Origin of the sequence: Erwinia sp. CGal63 (assembly GCF_037026505.1) — a bacterium.
GTDB lineage: Bacteria > Pseudomonadota > Gammaproteobacteria > Enterobacterales > Enterobacteriaceae > Erwinia.
In genome coordinates, this window is record NZ_JAKUMN010000005.1 from 96299 (window position 1) to 111671 (window position 15373).

Here is a 15373-nt window from a genome sequence, read left to right on the forward strand (position 1 = left end):
CTTATGGCGCTTCGCTGGCGATAACCTGCATACCTGGCCTGACCCGCTGCATCCCCGCGACAATGACGCGATCGCCCGCATTAAGGCCGGAAGTCACGATATAGCGCTGCGCTATCTGCGCGCCTGGTTCGATAGCGACGCGCTCTACCTGCTGCTCGTGATTAACTCGCAGGACAAAATAGCCGCCGCTGTCCTGCTGCAGCGCCGCGGCGGGCAGCAGCAGCCGATCCTGCGCTTCCGGCTGCAGCTGCACGTTGACGACGCCGCCCGGCAGCAGCAGATGCTCCGGATTAGCGAACTCCAGGCTAATCGCCACGGTGCCGGTATGGTTATCAATATGGTTATCAACGGAGAAAAACTTTCCTTTGAAGGGATAAGCCACGCCGTTCGCCAGCTGCAGCCGGGCCGTCACCGCCGCGTTCGCTTTTTGCATATCGGCGGTTAGCGTTTTCTGCCAGTCGGCCAGGTAGTCGCGCTCGTTAATCGCTATCACCACATGCACGGGATCGAGCTGCTTCAGCCTGACCAGCGGCCCGCGTGCCGGATTGACCAGCGCGCCTTCATGAATAGCGCTGTGGCCCGCTCGTCCGCCAATCGGCGCGGTAATCCGGGTAAAAGCCAGATTCAGCCGCTGGGTCTGCAACAGCGCCTCCGCCTCTTTCAGCGCGGCGCGCGCCATATCGCGTTCGGCCAGCGCGTTATCCAGTTCAGACTGGCTGACCGCCGTGCCTGCGCCCAGCTGCTGCAGGCGATTGAGATGCAGCTGCGCGTTGCTGGCCTTCGCCGCCGCGTTATTAACCTGCGCCTGGCTGCGCGCCAGCGCCGCGCGATGCTCTGCCGAATCGATCTCAAACAGCAGCTGCCCTTCCTTCACGTTTTCGCCGTTTCTGAAATAGCGTTTGGCGATAACGCCTTCCGTACGCGCCATCACATCGACCTGTCGCAACGCCTCGATACGGCCCAGATAGCTGCGGGGATTGGCGACTTTTTCGCTGGTCAACGTTATTACGGTAACGGGCGGCGCCGCTGCCGACACGGAAAAAGCAAACAGCAGAGGTAAAAGGCGCGTCAGCGCGCGCAAAGTAGTGAGTCGCATCCGGGCAAAACCTTTCAGAAATTCAGGAGGCAAAAAGTAAGGAGAGTCTATTTACCGCTGGCGGCGGCAGGCTGTTTTCGATCAGGAAAAAGCTGAATTTTGTGGGAAATGCAGGGTTGATTTAGGGTTGATTTACTTGCTGGCGAAACGCCTTTTCATCGCCGTCGCTCGGGAGCGCGCCGCTTTTATCAGCCGAAAATAGCGTCAGGCGCCTTAAAAACGCTCACCGTCCGATATTTTTAATCCGGGGACACTTTTTATCGCTTCTTTGCTGGTGAATATTGCCATAAAACCGTCATTTTCCCCGGCTATCAGCCAGCGACGAGACTATCTCACGCACGATCCTCTTTTCCCGCCGCCGCGCGTCTTTTCGCCGGCTTTTGACCATTGAACCAACAGAAACCAGTGCGTAAGATTCCTTTTCACGTATTACAAATAAGAAATGATTATGCAAGCCTCCATCGCTCCATCGCTCGACGCCGAACAGGACGCCCAGCCCGTAAATTCACGGGGCAAGGTTGTGGTCGCTTCTCTGGTCGGTACCGCTATCGAATTTTTCGATTTCTATATCTACGCTACGGCGGCGGTGATTGTTTTCCCGCATATCTTCTTTCCGCAGGGAGACGCTACCGTCGCAACGCTACAGTCGCTGGCCACCTTCGCTATCGCTTTTGTGGCCCGGCCTATCGGCTCGGCAGTATTCGGTCACTTCGGCGATCGTGCGGGCCGTAAAGTAACATTGGTCGCCTCGCTGTTGACTATGGGTATTTCCACCGTGGTGATCGGCCTGCTGCCGGGCTATGACACTATCGGCGTGTTTGCGCCGCTGCTGCTGGCGCTGGCGCGCTTCGGCCAGGGTTTGGGTCTGGGCGGCGAATGGGGCGGCGCGGCGCTGCTGGCGACGGAAAACGCGCCCGCGAAAAAGCGCGCGCTTTACGGCTCTTTCCCACAGCTTGGCGCGCCGATCGGCTTCTTTTTCGCTAACGGCACCTTCCTGCTGCTCTCCTGGCTGCTGAGCGACGATCAGTTTATGCAATGGGGCTGGCGCGTGCCCTTTATTCTCTCCGCCGTGCTGGTACTGATCGGCCTCTACGTGCGTGTTTCGCTGAACGAATCGCCGGTTTTCGCCAAAGCGAAAAAAGAGAAAAAGCAGGTGAAAGTGCCGATCGGTACGCTGCTGTCGAAGCATCTTAAAGCCACCGTTCTCGGCACCTTTATCATGCTGGCGACCTATACGCTGTTCTATATTATGACCGTTTATTCCATGACCTACGGCACTACGGCAGCGCCCAACGGGCTGGGGTTTGAGCGCAACACCATGCTGTGGATGCTGATGCTGGCGGTGCTCGGCTTCGGCGTTATGGTGCCGATTGCGGGCCTGCTGGCCGATCGTTTTGGCCGTCGCGGCACAATGATCGTCATTACGCTGATGATTATCGCCTTCGCGCTGATCTTCCCGTTCATGCTGGGTTCCGGCAATCAGCTGCTGGTGATGGCTTTTCTGCTGTGCGGATTAAGCATCATGGGACTGACCTTCGGCCCAATGGGCGCGCTGCTGCCGGAGCTTTTCCCTACTGAGGTTCGCTATACCGGCGCCTCTTTCTCCTACAATTTGTCGTCGATTCTCGGCGCCTCGGTCGCGCCCTATATCGCGACCTGGCTGGCGCACACGTATGGCCTGTTCTATGTCGGCGTCTATCTGGCCGCTATGGCCTGCCTGACGCTATTTGCGCTGTTTGCCAGCCGCGAAACCCGGCACGAATCGCTGTTCGACTGAGCGAAAAAAACCGGCCTGAAGGCCGGTTTTTGCTTGTCCGCTATTTCTTTTTCATCTGCTGCAGCACGTTGACGCACTGATTCTGCTCATTGTCGCTGGGGGAAATCAGCGCCAGCAGCGCGGCGGCAGGCGCGACTACCGCGCCAAGAGCGACGGCCGCGGCGCCGCGGGCGATCAGCGGGCCGGCTTTCACGCCCGCATCCGGATCCTTAAAGGTGCCTTTGACATAGAGCGGCGAGCGCAGCGTCACGATACGTACGCCTTTGCTTTCCGGATCGATCGATAAATCCATTCGTTCATTAGCGAAGTTGGTGGTGCCGCTGATATTGATCACCGCGTTCTCCGTGTCGAACACAAAAAGTTTGGTGGACGCCAGGCCGTTTTCAACGTTCAGATCCGCCGCCGCGCAGTTGATACGGACTTCATCGTCGCCGAACAGCTTGCCGACCACATAGTTGCCGACGTTCAGGCCCACGATTTCCATCAGGTTACGGCTGATCACGCCATCGTTCATCAACAGCTTCACGCTGCCGTCGCTGGTCGCCAGAATATCAGCGACCGAATTGCCGGTGCCGTTCAGCGTGGCGTCGCCGTTAATCTGTCCCATACTGCTCTGCATCGATTCCACACCGGGGAAGAGCTGTTTCAGCTTCAGGTTGCGCGCATGTAGATCGGCGCGCGCGCGCATCGGCGTACGATCGCCTTCCATACGAATAGTGGAGTTGAGATTGCCGCCCGCTACGCCGAAACGCAGCGGGTCCAGCAGCAGGTCGCCGTTTTTCAGTACCAGATGCGTATAGAGATCGCTAATCGGCAGTGAGTTGCTGTGTTCGATGCGTTTGCCGCTGAACTTCACATCAGCGTCCATGGCGTCCCAGCTTTTGGTATCAAACTTGTCGTGCGGCAGCACGCGATCTGCAGGCTGGCTGGCTGCGTCGCCTCTTTTCGCCTTCGCTTTCGCCGTTTTTTCGCTGCCTTTGCCGGAGTTTACGCCGATCAGCGGCCCCAAATCGGCCATGCGCAGCTGACGCGACTCCAGCGAGCCTTCGAGCTTCGGCCGCGGTTTGATCTGACTGTAGGTCAGCGAGCCGTGAATATCGCTGTCGCCGATATGGCCGTTGAAATCCTTGTAATCAAAAACCGGCCCGCCTTTTTGCTGGAAGCGAGCGATCAGATGACCGTCGGTTTCATAAGGCGGCGTATCCGGCAGCAGTACGCCAGTCAGGCCATAAAGGTCAGCCAACGTGTCGCCAGAGAAGCGCAAACGGATATTCAGTCCGCCCAGATTCATCGGATCCTGCAGGCTGCCCGCTATCTGCACGCGGGTAGCGCCATTGCGTACGTCGGCCTGAACAGGGAAAGGATTGGTTTTGCTGCGCAGCGACAGCATACCGCCGATTTTTCCGTCGCCGGTCAGTTTTTCATCATTATAGGTGCCGGCCGCCTTCCAGCCGAAGATAAAGTCAGAAGCGCCTTTTTGGCCCGCTTCATCTTTGCCGCCCGCCAGTTGGGCATAGGGAACAGGCTTGCCCAGCGGATTGACCGTAACCTGTACGTCCGCCTTGTTAATGGCGTCGCGGTAAGCAATTTTCCCCTGATCGAACATGATGTTGTCCAGGCGGAAACGCCACGCTGAAGGCTGCTTGTCGGCTTCGGCGCTGTCGCCGGCGGCCAGATTGAACGTCCAGTTATTCTTGCCGTCTGCGGTCTGGATCAGACGCGCATCGGGCTGCTCCAGCTTAATCCACGGAATAAAAACTTCTTTATGCAGCAGCGCCAGCGGTGCCAGCGTCGCGTCCGCGCGTTGCAGATGCACCATGGTGATATCAGCGATTTCAGGCGGGTTGCCCAGCAGAATATCCTGCGCGTGCAGATGCGGCCACGGCACCCAGCTACGCCAGCCTGGCTCGTCGCGGTTGCGTTCCCAGGCGACGCCCAGGTCGCCGCGAATGGCGAAAGGACGATTCAGCTCCGTAGAGACTTTCTCGTTGATCGTTGGCTTCAGGCGGTTCCAGTCAAATGTCGCGATAACCACTACCACCACTACAACCAGCAACAAAAAAATCCCAACCACCCAGCTAATTACTTTTCCCGTGCGCGACACTGTTTATCTCCTTGCTCGCTTCGTCTTCAGTAAAGATAGACGAGCGCGGAGAAAACGGCATTATGCCAGGGAGAGCGGCAGCGTCGCCAGACGATCGAACGGCACAGGACGAGAAAAGTAGTAGCCCTGCGCGGCGCAGGCGAAGGAGTTTTGCACCTGGTGCCACTCTTCCAGCGTCTCGACGCCTTCTACTATTACCCCTTTGCAATAGCGATTGATCAGCGCCAGCAGCATATTAAACAGGCTGCGCCCCTCTTCCGAGTCTCTCAGCAGGATAAACAGCTCGCGCGCCAGCTTGATATAGTCATATTTCAGCTCGGACAGCGCGGAAAAATTCGCCATGCCTGAACCAAAATCATCCAGCCACAGCGGCCCCAGCTCCGGCATCTGCGCCACCAGCTCTTCTTGCGGCAGCACATGGTGCTCGACCAGTTCGAAACGTACCCAGGGAGAGCGTGCGATCAGCTGTCGAACCGCCGGGTTATGCCGTACCGCCTGCAGCGTCGGGCCGTCAATATTGACCGAGGCCACCATACCGCCTTCGACAAATTTTGCTTGCCAGGTTTCCAGCAGCTCCAGCTGCTCGCGAATAATCAGCACCCGCTCTGCGGTATCAAGCGCGGCAAAATAGGACTCCGGCGATAGTCTTTGCTCCGGCGCGGCAGGATGAAACACCGCGGTGAGCAACTCAATTGCCATCAGGCTGCCGGTTACCCGGTAGATCGGTTGAAACGTATAGGTGCGCTGACACTGTCGCCAGTAAAGTCGCTCCTGCTGCTGTTTCAGGACAGTTGAGGGAGGAAGCCGGTGTCTGATGTTCTTCAGCACCATAGTGAGATCCTTATAATTTTCTACGGCCATATTGGATGAGGCTTCAGCAATCAGTATCGGCATTTGGCTATATAACTTTATCGCATTGTTGCCGGCGCGCTTTGGCCTTGAGAAAAATAAAACAGCGTTTTAAATTATTGACTGCGGCGGGCTGCGCGGCGAAACTGGGCGAAAAAACCAGCGAGCGGATTATCATGACCAGGAAAAAAATCGCCGTTATCGGCGAATGTATGATTGAGCTGTCCCAAAAGGAAAATGGCCTGAGCCGGGGCTTTGGCGGCGATACGCTAAATACGGCGGTTTACCTTGCCCGGCAAACCAGCCAGCTGGAGGTTCACTATGTGACCGCGCTGGGTACGGACACGTTCAGCAGCGAGATGCTGGCGGCCTGGCAGCAGGAAAAAGTGCAGACCGCGCTTATCCAGCGCATGGAGAATAAACTGCCCGGCCTTTACGTGATTGAAACCGATGCCCGCGGCGAGCGCACCTTCTATTACTGGCGCAATGACGCGGCGGCCCGTTTCTGGCTGGAAGGCGAACGGGCCGATGAGATTTGCCAGCAGCTGGCGCAGTTCGACTATCTCTACCTGAGCGGCATCAGCCTCGCCATTCTCACGCCTGCGGGACGTGAGAAGCTGCTGGCGCTGCTGGCGCGCTGTCGCAGTAACGGCGGCCAGGTTATCTTCGACAATAATTATCGTCCACGGCTCTGGGCTTCCGTTCAGGAAGCTCAAACGGCTTATCGGGCGATGCTGGCCGTTACCGATATCGCCTTCCTGACGCTGGACGATGAGCATTTGCTCTGGGGCGAAACCAGCGTGGATGAGGTTATCGCCAGAACGCATGCGGCGGGCGTTGTCGAAGTGGCAATCAAGCGCGGATCGGAATCCTGTCTGGTGTCGCTGGCTGACGAGCCGCTGGTCGAGGTTCCTGCGCAGGCGCTTCCACCAGAGCGTATTGTGGACACCACGGCGGCCGGAGACTCTTTCAGCGCAGGCTATCTGGCCGTGCGCCTGAACGGCGGCAGTGTGGCAGAGGCGGCCAGGCGAGGCCATTTGACGGCCAGTACGGTTATTCAACATCGTGGGGCGATTATTCCGCTCTCTGCCATGCCGGCATAGCGACGCTTCCGCCAGCGCCACAGGCCAGCGGCGCTGTCGCCTCACCGCGGCGGCGGCGCAATCATACAGCGGCTGAGCTATTGATGCATGGCGCCGCAAATCATTAATGCATGGCGCCACACAGCAGCTTTACTGCTGCAGCAAAGCCAGCTCTTCTGCGGCAATACCGGTTATGTCGCTAACGGCGGCAAGGCTGTAGCCGTTATGCATCAGTTGCCTGGCGATACGGAGCGCCTCTTCTCTGCGCCCTTTATCAATTCCCCGCTCAAGCCCCTGTTCAAGTCCTTGCTCAAGCCCCTGCTGAATGCCTTTCTCAAAGCCTTTCTGTTCCAGCTGTTGTGCAATGGTCATCAGTTCCTCTCCATGTTGCGGCACTTTGTACCGCCAGATGACGAGTAGCGCTCCGACGCAACGCTACCACAAATTGTGGCACGTCCGCTTTACTGCTGCAGCAAAGCCAGCTCTTCTGCGGCAATACCGGTTATATCGCTAACGGTGGCCAGGCTGTAGCCGTTATGCATCAGTTGCCTGGCGATACGGAGCGCCTCTTCTCTGCGCCCTTTATCAAGCCCCTGCTCAATTCCCCGCTCAAGCCCCTGCTCAATTCCCCGCTCAAGCCCCTGCTCAATTCCCCGCTCAAGCCCTTGCTGAATGCCTTTCTCAAAGCCTTTCTGTTCCAGCTGTTGTGCAATGGTCATCAGTTCCTCTCCATGTTGCGGCACCTTTTCCGCAAGCTGGCGAACAAGCTTTGCGGCGTCTGCCGTCTCGCCAGCCTGAACGATGTAGTTGAACAATAATTTTACCTGCTCCTGGGAGAGATAACCAGCCAGCAGCACCGCCGCCAGCTTGTCGGCGAGCGCGGCGAGATCCCGCTGTTGAATATGTTTTTGCAGCAGCGTCAGAGCCGCCATACTGCGATGCTGCATAATCTCGTCGTCAGGAATGGTGGTCACGTCGATTAAAATAAACCCGTCGCTGTAGAGCTTTTTCGCCAGGGCCGGATTGTCGAAATCCTCCAGCCAGTTCAGCGAATAAGGATAGGGGCTACGCTTTCCCGCATAAAACAGCACAGGGATCACCAGCGGCAGGCGGTCGTGCCCGGCATTAAGATGACGGCGCATAGCCGCAATGCCGTAGCGCATCAGCCTGAAGGCCATATGCCTGTCGGGCGTGCTTTGATGCTCGATAAGCACATGCACATAGCCCTGGCCCTCTGTTGTTTTCAGACTGTAAAGCACATCGCTGTAGTAAGGCCGTAAATCGTCCTCGATAAAGCTGCCGGAAAGCAGCTGCAGCGTAGTCAGATCGCAGATTTCCTGTAAATCCACCGGAAGATGTAATTTGATAAAATCTTTAATCGTGGTCGAGTCAGCCAGAAATTGTTTAAAGATAGCATCGTGCGGCGTTGATACGGTTTGCGTTTTTTTCATCATCCCTGCCTCAATAAGATCGGGCAGCCCTCTGCCCGACCAGGTCACCACCGGCTTCACGCCGAATCGTTTTTCGGACTCTATAGCAGTGGGTCAACGGAAAAAATGGCAGAAAAACAATTATGCGGCGCGACTCGTTAACATTTACTGCAATATTTCACCTGCGACATAAAAATTGCGAGACAGCCCGAAAAATTACCTGCCACCCACCCGGTGATGATTTTAAGTTGCTAAATTAGCGGTTTACGTAAAAATACCTTTTCTCTGAACCGCTCTCAGCCACTTATTAACATATTTTTTAACGGCATAAGTCAAATAACATCACTATTATTCCGCAGAGTTTTTTTATCAGATAACCCCCGCATTAAATTTATAAAAAATTTTATATCAGGAAAATACAAACTGACCGAATTTACTCTGCAATAAAGGGAAAAAGATGCCTGAATAATAGAGCTGGATAAATTCTGAAATCGCGCGAATTAAGCATTAAGCAGTAGACGAAAACACCTTAACCAGGTGATGCTAAAATTATTCTCAGAGCAGTTTAAAACTACATCATTTGTTTCGTCTGGCGCTTTAAAATAGGGCGAAGCGGGAGTCTTTATGAAAACCGAAATAATCACTATCTGGCCTCACGGTGAGGCGCCAGGCGCCAGCGATTCTCGCGTCAGCCCGCAAATTGTCGATCTGGCTAAAGAGTATGAGCCTTTCGATCGCGCCGCTTCCGGCGTGCGCTGCCCGGAGCTGGCTTTCTGGTATCCGGAAACCAGCAACGGCGTAACGCTGCTGGTGGCGCCCGGCGGCGGTTTTGAACGTATTATGATCGATAAAGAAGGCAGCTCGCTAGCGGTGTTCTTTACCTCGATGGGCTACACGCTGGCGGTAATGACCTATCGTTTTCCGCAGGACGGCCATCATGAAGCGGCCGAAGCGCCTTTAGCCGACGCCCAGCGCGCCGTGCGCGTTCTGCGCCATCGCGCGGCGCGGGGTCTTAACGGCAAGAAGATCGTGATGATGGGCTTTTCAGCCGGCGGCTACGTGGCGGCCAGCGTGGGCACGCGCTTTGACGAAAAGCTCTATCCCGTTCAGGATATCGCCGATTCGCTGGCCGCCAGGCCCGATGCGCTGGTGCTGCTCTATCCGGTGATCAGCATGCGTGAAGGCCTGGCGCACGTCGGCTCGCGGCTGCGCTTGCTGGGAGAGTGTCCGACCCAGCGCGAAATCGATGCCTATTCGCTGGAAACCCGCGTCACGGCGCAAACACCTCAGACGCTGCTGATCCACGCGGTGAACGACGAATCGGTGCCAATCAACAACAGCATGGTGATGTTCAGCGCGCTGCGGGAGCACGGCGTACCCAGCGAGCTGCATTTCTATGAGCAAGGCGGCCACGGCTTCGGCCTCCGCAACGTGGCGGACTTGCCGCTCGCCAGCTGGCCTATGCTGGTTAACGAATGGCTGCGCGCGCGCAAATGGTAAGGCGCAAAACCCGGCTTAACGCCGGGTTTTCAGCGGGCTGAGCTAAGTCCGATCGGCCCTGTCGTTCGTTAATTCTGCGTGGCGGGAATATCCGAAACCTCCGGCTTTGTGTCATCCACAACCGGCGGCGACGCGCCAGCTTCTGGCTGCATAATCTTCTGCCAGCTCTCATACAGCGCCTGCACGTTGGTTTCCGCTTCGCCCTGCGGCTGCATCAGCAGCATGGTCAAAGGTTGCGACAGCTGCTGGCGCAGTTCCTGATTCAGCATTTGCAGCGTCAGCTCCGACAGAAACTTCTGCCGCAGCTTCTGGTATTGCTCCGGCGCGATATCCACCACCGCGTTCTGCTGCGAGCGCAGGCGCTGGCTCATCAGCACGTCCGTATTGGTGCGGGCATAGGTAGCGAACAGCTTGTTAAGCTCGGCGGTTTTCTGCGCCATCAGCGCGTCAAACTCCTCCTGCGGCAGGCCGTTATCACGGATATTCGCCATTTCATGGGCGACCAGGCTCAGGTTCGCGGCCAGCGTATTGTTGTCCGCGTCCAGATTAATGGCGCACTGCGCACGCTGATACAGCACCCGGCAGTCGAAACCAACCTGCACTTTTTGCGCTTTGTTGTCGCTTAACACGCGCTGCACGTGCCAGAACAGCGCTTCGCGCGCCAGATCGCTCTGCCAGTAGCGCTGCAGATTCTGCGAGTCGCGGATCGGCAGCCACGGATTATCCCAGACCAGCGACAGCCGATCCTGACTGAGATTCGCGTTAACCAGATTGATCGGCTGCTGCGGCAGCGGAGAAAGCGTCGGCACCGGCGCAGGCGTTTCACGTTTGCCCTGCAGCGGCGAAAAGGTTTTGTTGATCTGTTCCGCCAGGCCGCGGCTTTCGACGTTGCCGACCACGAACAGCGTCATGGCGTCCGGCGTATACCACTGTTTATAGAAATCGTTCAGCTTCGCCATATCCACCGGCGTGCTTACCGGCAAAGCCGGATCGTGACCCAGCAGCGCGGAGCCCTTCAGGCGATAGCGCCACCAGGGGTCCTGCGGATCGGCAGGCCAGGTGGCGATAGGATCGTCGGCGTTCAGCGCGGTATTAACCGTCTGCTCGTTGACCGCCATATCGCCAACGGTAGCGGCCAGCCAGTTCAGCGCCTCTTTCAGCACTTCAGGACGGTTGTTGGGCAGGCTGAGCGAATAGAGCGTGAAATTATAAGAAGTTACCGCGGGCGGCTGCGGGCGATCCGGATTCATGCTCTGCTGCCACAGCGAGCGCTGCTGCGCCGTGTCCAGCTTCGCGTTATGTACCAGCGCCAGGCGCGGCAGCAGATGGCTGTAGCCCGCCTGCTGAGTGCTCTCCAGCAGCGAACCGGCGTCGACCATCAGACGGACTTCCACGCGGTCGCTGGGGCGCTGCGGCGTGGTCAGTACCTGCCAGCGAAAACCGTTGTCCAGTTTGCCCTGCTGCCAGGCGGGATCGGGTTGAAGAGTTTCAGCCTGCACCGAACTGCTGGCGAAGGCCAGCGCTATCCCACCCACTAAAAGACGAATTGTGGTGCCCTGCATGTGAACCCCTAGTCAGTCACAAACCAAAAAAATCGCGTGCGGCCTGCGGCTATCGGTGGAAAGGATAACTCAGGGAAGCCGGCGAACAGCTTTTTAGACCACGCGGCGGCGGCGATGTCCCGCCGCAAAGCGAAAAATAGTCAAACAATGGGGGTTATTATGCAAATGCCCGCCGTGAGGGCAAGTCACGACGGGCATTTCGGCGGATATTTAGCGTTACAGGCGGGTTTCTGTCAGATTCTTCGGCTTTTTCGATGCATTAAGCGTCGCTTTCAGCTGTTTTTCATCCAGCTGATCGACCCACTTCGCCACGACCACGGTCGCTACGCCGTTGCCTACCAGGTTAGTCAGCGCTCGCGCCTCGGACATAAAGCGGTCGATGCCCAGAATCAATGCCAGGCCCGCGACCGGCAGATGGCCGACGGCGGAAAGCGTGGCGGCCAGCACGATAAAGCCGCTGCCCGTCACGCCCGCCGCGCCCTTTGAAGAGAGCAGCAGCACGACCAGTAACGTGATCTGATGGACGATATCCATATGCGCGTTGGTCGCCTGAGCGATAAACACCGCGGCCATCGTCAGGTAAATCGACGTTCCGTCCAGATTGAAGGAGTAACCGGTCGGAATCACCAGGCCCACCACCGATTTTTTACAGCCCAGCTTTTCCATCTTGTCCAGCATCCGCGGCAGCGCGGATTCCGAAGAGGAAGTCCCCAACACAATCAGCAGCTCTTCTTTGATATAAGCGATAAATTTAAAGATGTTGAAGCCGGTGACGCGGGCAATCAGGCCCAGAACCACAACCACGAACAGCACGCAGGTAATATAGAAGCAGATAATCAGCTGGCCCAGCTGCACCAGCGAACCCACGCCGTACTTACCGATGGTGAAGGCCATCGCGCCAAAAGCGCCGATCGGCGCGAGGCGCATAATCATATTGATGATGCCGAAAATAACTTTGGCGAAGCTGTCGATAAAGTTAAACACCAGCGTGCCTTTGTCGCCCAGACGATGCAGCGCAAAGCCAAACAGAACGGCGAACAGCAGCACCTGCAGGATGTTGCCGCTGGCGAAAGCGCCGATCACGCTGCCGGGAATGATATCCATTAAAAAGGCGACGATACCCTGCTGCTCCGCCTGCTGCGCGTAAACGGCGACGGCTTTGGCGTCCAGCGTGGAAGGATCGACGTTCATGCCCGCGCCCGGCTGCAGCACGTTAACCACAACCAGACCGATAATCAGCGCGATGGTGCTGACGATTTCAAAATAGAGCAGCGCTACCGCGCCGGTGCGGCCTACGGCCTTCATGCTCTCCATACCGGCGATGCCTGTCACGACGGTACAGAAGATAACCGGGGCGATAATCATCTTGATCAGCTTGACGAACGCGTCGCCCAGCGGCTTCATCTGCGCGCCCAGCTCGGGATAAAAATGGCCCAGCAGAACGCCGATGGCGATCGCGGTTAATACCTGAAAATAGAGGCTTTTAAACAGGGAAGTTTTCATAAAGTATCCGTTAACATCTGCGGCGGGTGACATTGCTGTGGTTATTTTGACAACAGGCCAAAAGTAACACCACGTTAACCGGATTGATATAATCTGCTACATTATGCGCGGACGAGCGTTTGATTTTATGAGCTGAATCACTTCAGCTTCGGGTATGACAGGCCTCTCAAGGCCGGATAAAAGTTACGTTTTGGTTAATTCAGGTGGGCAGTTCTGCCGATGCCGGAGAGGAGGCGGAGCGACGTCCTGCGTTGCAAAATGCTTAAAACAGGATCTATCGCTGCCTTATTCCATAACGCTAAAGCGCAGCCGTTTCGCGTCGATTATTCCTGCCTGTCGATTATTCCTGCCTTACGATGCTTTGCTCCCGCCGCGCTTGCTTTTATCCGCGCCCTCGCCGTTAAAAATAACGCTGTTCGAACGCTTCGGGCGGCAGCGCTTCGGCGTAAAGATAGCCCTGGCCAAGATGGATGCCGCGCGCCAGCAGCCAGTCGCGCTGAGCATCGGTTTCCACGCCTTCGGCGATCACCTCCAGCTGGACGATCTCCGCGATAGCCGCTACCACGCGCACCATAGTATCGTCCTCAGGCAGCTCGCTGACGAAGCTGCGATCCATTTTTAGCTTGCTGATGGGCAACGATTTAAACTGGCTCAGCCAGTTCAGGTTGGCGTAGCCCATCCCGAAGTCGTCCAGCGCCACGGCGACGCCCGCCTGCTGCAGATCGTTAAGCAGACGCAGCGCCAGCTCGGGTTCGCCGACCTGCGCCGTCTCGGTAATTTCCAGCATCAGGCTGCCAGGCCTGATACCGTATTGCTGAATCAGCGCTCGCAGGTGCGCGACTCTGTCCGGCTCGCGCAGCTGTACGGCGGATATATTCACGCTGAGCGGCAGCGCAATACCGCGCTGTTGCCACGCCGCCAGAATCCGGCACGCTTCCTCGAACACCCAGCGGCCAAGCGCGCTGATAACGCCGTTTTCTTCCGCGTTGACGATCAGATCTTCCGGCAGGCTCCAGCTGCCATCGGGCTGGTGCATCCGCAGCAGTACTTCGGCGCCGACCAGCTGGCCATTGCGCATATCGACCTGCGGCTGCAGAAATACTGCGAACCGGCCATCGTTCAGGCCCTGCAAAATAGCGTGTTCCTGAGTCAGCCGCTTGTGCGCCCGCTCGGTCATGGCGGGATCGAAAAAGAGGATCTGATTTTTACCCTCAAGGCGCGCCGACATCATCGCCGACGCCGCCCGGTTCAGCAGTTCTGCCGCACACGAACAGCGCGCCGCCATGCCAATGCTGATGGTCGGTCGGATTTGCATCTCCTGCAGCGTCACCGGCTGGGTCAGGCGCAGCTGCAGCAGACGCGCCATGCGCATAGCGCGAACGGGCGTGCTGGCGCGCTTCATCAGCAGCACGAAATCGCTGTCCGACAGCTGACCGACCACCGTCTGGCTGTCGACGCAGTTGCGGATCTTATCCAGCAACGTCAGCGTCAGCGCGTCGCGCTGCTCGTCCGTTATAACGCCGTTGGCCTCCTGCAGCGTTTCAATACGCAACGCCATCAGCGTGAAGCTCTCTTCGTCCGCTATCGCCTCGATATGCTGTTCGAGCAGCGCCAGAAACAGCGCCTGATTAGGCAGCCCGGTAAGCGCGACGCGCGTGGTCAGGCGGCTCATCTCGTCGTGCACCGTTTCGATAATCTGCTGATTGTAGTTATAGCTGCGGATCAGGATACCCAGCTCGTCGTCGCGATGGCGAGCGGGCAGCGCCAGCTGATGACCAATCGCTTCCTGCGGCGGTAAATCGTGCAGCTCGGCGGCGATCCGGCGCAGCGGCCTGACCATCAGTTTGTTGATGCACCAGCTGATGGCCACCGAGAGGATCAGCGCCAGCAGCAGATAGGTCGTCACCATAGTGGAGAGCGCGCTGAGGATAAACTGGTAAACGCGCCAGGAGTCGGCCTGCAGCACCAGCAGCGCCAGCGGTTTGGGATTGGCCGGCTCCACCGAATAGAGCGGCACCGTGATCTGCACGGGCAGTTCAAAAATAGCGGCTATCAGCTTTGGCACCGGCTTCGCCGGTTCAAAATCGGTATGCAACGTTTGCAGCCCGTTCGGCAGCACCACTTCGGCGCGCGCCAGGATCCCGGCGGGCTTGAGCGAATTAAGAATATGTTCGGCCTGGGTGATATCCGCTTTCAACACCGACTGCGACAGCGGCTGACGCACGGTATGCGCTACGTTTTCCATCTGTTGGGCGTAGTCAATCCTGCGCTGCTGCACAAAGTGGAAAAGCTGAATGACGATAAAAATCAGTATGGTGACTACGGCGACGCCGGACACCGTCGCCATCTGTTTTATCGTTAAGGAACGACTAACGCGCAAGCCTGTTCTCCGCAAAACTGAATGCTGCCAGAAAGGCGGCAAAAACAGCCCTGAGTATATCCTATGACAGGCACTTGTTAAGACATCCCT

Annotated in this window: 11 protein-coding genes; 3 read left to right on the forward strand and 8 right to left on the reverse strand. The window is 57.3% G+C overall.

Translation table 11 applies throughout. The features are described 5' to 3' along the window. Position 1 precedes the first annotated feature (1 nt). Positions 2-1096, reverse strand: a complete 1095-nt coding sequence (locus MKZ79_RS15755) for an efflux RND transporter periplasmic adaptor subunit (protein ID WP_336143487.1) — start codon at positions 1094-1096, stop codon at positions 2-4. A gap of 448 nt (positions 1097-1544) precedes the next feature. Here MKZ79_RS15755 and MKZ79_RS15760 point away from each other — a divergent pair, with 448 nt between their 5' ends. Continuing rightward, positions 1545-2873: an MFS transporter gene (locus MKZ79_RS15760; RefSeq protein WP_336143488.1), complete on the forward strand. Its 1329-nt coding sequence runs from the start codon at positions 1545-1547 to the stop codon at positions 2871-2873. Between the two features lie 40 nt (positions 2874-2913). On the opposite strand, the gene MKZ79_RS15765 is transcribed toward MKZ79_RS15760, so the two are convergent. Continuing rightward, positions 2914-4977, reverse strand: a complete 2064-nt coding sequence (locus MKZ79_RS15765; RefSeq protein ID WP_336143489.1) for an AsmA family protein — start codon at positions 4975-4977, stop codon at positions 2914-2916. Positions 4978-5037: 60 nt separating this feature from the next. Next, positions 5038-5808, reverse strand: coding sequence for a cyclic-guanylate-specific phosphodiesterase (pdeH, locus tag MKZ79_RS15770; protein WP_336143727.1), 771 nt, complete (start codon positions 5806-5808; stop codon positions 5038-5040). A gap of 194 nt (positions 5809-6002) precedes the next feature. Here pdeH and MKZ79_RS15775 point away from each other — a divergent pair, with 194 nt between their 5' ends. Then, positions 6003-6929, forward strand: coding sequence for a sugar kinase (locus MKZ79_RS15775; RefSeq protein ID WP_336143490.1), 927 nt, complete (start codon positions 6003-6005; stop codon positions 6927-6929). 129 nt (positions 6930-7058) lie between these two features. On the opposite strand, the gene MKZ79_RS15780 is transcribed toward MKZ79_RS15775, so the two are convergent. Next, entirely contained in the window at positions 7059-7280 is a 222-nt protein-coding gene (locus MKZ79_RS15780) for a hypothetical protein (protein WP_336143491.1), read from the reverse strand. A gap of 89 nt (positions 7281-7369) precedes the next feature. Further along, positions 7370-8362, reverse strand: coding sequence for an Rpn family recombination-promoting nuclease/putative transposase (locus tag MKZ79_RS15785; RefSeq protein WP_442897167.1), 993 nt, complete (start codon positions 8360-8362; stop codon positions 7370-7372). A gap of 600 nt (positions 8363-8962) precedes the next feature. Here MKZ79_RS15785 and MKZ79_RS15790 point away from each other — a divergent pair. Further along, a complete protein-coding gene (locus MKZ79_RS15790) occupies positions 8963-9838 on the forward strand; it encodes an alpha/beta hydrolase (protein ID WP_336143492.1) in 876 nt (291 codons plus the stop codon). Positions 9839-9906: 68 nt separating this feature from the next. Here the strand turns inward: MKZ79_RS15790 and MKZ79_RS15795 are convergent, their stop codons facing one another. The 3 genes from MKZ79_RS15795 to hmsP all read right to left on the reverse strand — a co-directional run bounded on the left by MKZ79_RS15795 (position 9907) and on the right by hmsP (position 15283). Beyond that, positions 9907-11400: a M16 family metallopeptidase gene (locus tag MKZ79_RS15795; protein WP_336143493.1), complete on the reverse strand. Its 1494-nt coding sequence runs from the start codon at positions 11398-11400 to the stop codon at positions 9907-9909. Positions 11401-11616: 216 nt separating this feature from the next. Next, complete coding sequence (locus MKZ79_RS15800; protein ID WP_336143494.1) at positions 11617-12903, reverse strand: dicarboxylate/amino acid:cation symporter; 1287 nt, start codon at positions 12901-12903, stop codon at positions 11617-11619. Between the two features lie 400 nt (positions 12904-13303). Continuing rightward, positions 13304-15283 (reverse strand): biofilm formation regulator HmsP, encoded by a 1980-nt coding sequence (hmsP, locus tag MKZ79_RS15805; protein WP_336143495.1) that lies wholly within the window; start codon positions 15281-15283, stop codon positions 13304-13306. Between the last annotated feature and the right edge of the window lie 90 nt (positions 15284-15373).